Genomic DNA, 1,103 nt, shown 5'->3' with positions numbered 1-1,103 from the left:
CTACTCCCCTGATAGCCCTACCAGGTTGGCAAGGGAGTTTAACATCCGTTTCGAGGGGAGGCCGATTACCGTCCACGCCGCCCGGAAATGGCTGGTAGGAGAGGCGATTCCCACCCAGGAGAAGCTGCGCATGATTGCGCAGTGGCTCGGCGTTCCTGCCGAATGGCTGCGTTTTGGCGGCCCCGAAGCAGCTCACCATAACGGTGAAACGAACGGTGCGAACGGCAACCGCTTCGAGTCGGCAGACGTCAAGCTGATCGCCGATTTGCAACGCCTGGATGAGCATCACCGTCAGATTGCGCGCGAATTTATTCGGATGCTTGTCCGCGTAAACTACCAAAAGTAACATTTGCCGACCGCTCCGGCACGATTGGAGCGTTGGCGAAAGCCATCGAAACGCGATCCGGGTTCCACTTATCCGGATCAGTGGTCAGAGCAGTTTTTCAAGCCCGTGCAGTGCCGCTGTGCACCCTCCTCAGGGCCCGGAAAACCCTTCCGGTGCGCCCTTGCGCACGTCCGCAGCCGCGGCGAGCGACAATACCACTTTATCTGCGAGCTCATTCCCGGCGCCGGGAAAGGCGCATGGCTTCAGGGTTTCAGCCCGTTCCAGCGTGGCGCCAGATCGTGGCGGATGCCAAACAGGTCGATCACGCGGGCGACGGTGTGGTCCACCATCTCGTCGATGGACTTTGGCTGGTGGTAGAAGCTTGGCAGGGGCGGGAAAATGACGCCGCCCATCTCGGTCACGGCCGTCATATTGCGCAAGTGGGCCAGATTGAAGGGCGTTTCGCGCACCATCAGCACCAGGCGGCGGCGCTCTTTCAATGTGACATCGGCAGCGCGCGCGATGAGGTTGTCCGACAGCCCATGGGCCACGGAAGCCAGGGTTTTCATCGAGCAGGGCGCGACCACCATGCCATCGGTCTGGAAAGAGCCACTGGCGATGCTGGCGCCGATATTGTCCTGTTTGTGGACGACATGGGCCAGCGCCTCGACTTCGCGGCGCGCCATGCCCGTTTCCTGGTGCAGTGTGAGCACCGCGGCATCGGAGACAATCAGGTGGGTTTCTACGCCATCGATCTGGCGCAGATGCTGCAGCAGCC

Annotated in this window: 2 protein-coding genes; one reads left to right on the top strand and one right to left on the bottom strand. The window is 61.3% G+C overall.

What is annotated here, in order from left to right; genetic code table 11:
- Positions 1-346, top strand: a 346-nt coding sequence (locus AB4Z11_RS32330; RefSeq protein WP_442030361.1) for a hypothetical protein, incomplete at its 5' end; no start/stop codon positions are given.
- 242 nt (positions 347-588) lie between these two features.
- Here the strand turns inward: AB4Z11_RS32330 and AB4Z11_RS32325 are convergent.
- Complete coding sequence (locus tag AB4Z11_RS32325; RefSeq protein WP_442030360.1) at positions 589-1,101, bottom strand: UbiX family flavin prenyltransferase; 513 nt, start codon at positions 1,099-1,101, stop codon at positions 589-591.
- Between the last annotated feature and the right edge of the window lie 2 nt (positions 1,102-1,103).

The organism is Pseudoduganella sp. RAF53_2, from assembly GCF_052113985.1.
GTDB lineage: Bacteria > Pseudomonadota > Gammaproteobacteria > Burkholderiales > Burkholderiaceae_D > Rugamonas.
The sequence above is the reverse complement of the archived record's forward strand: the minus strand, read 5'-3'. Positions and strand labels throughout refer to the sequence as shown.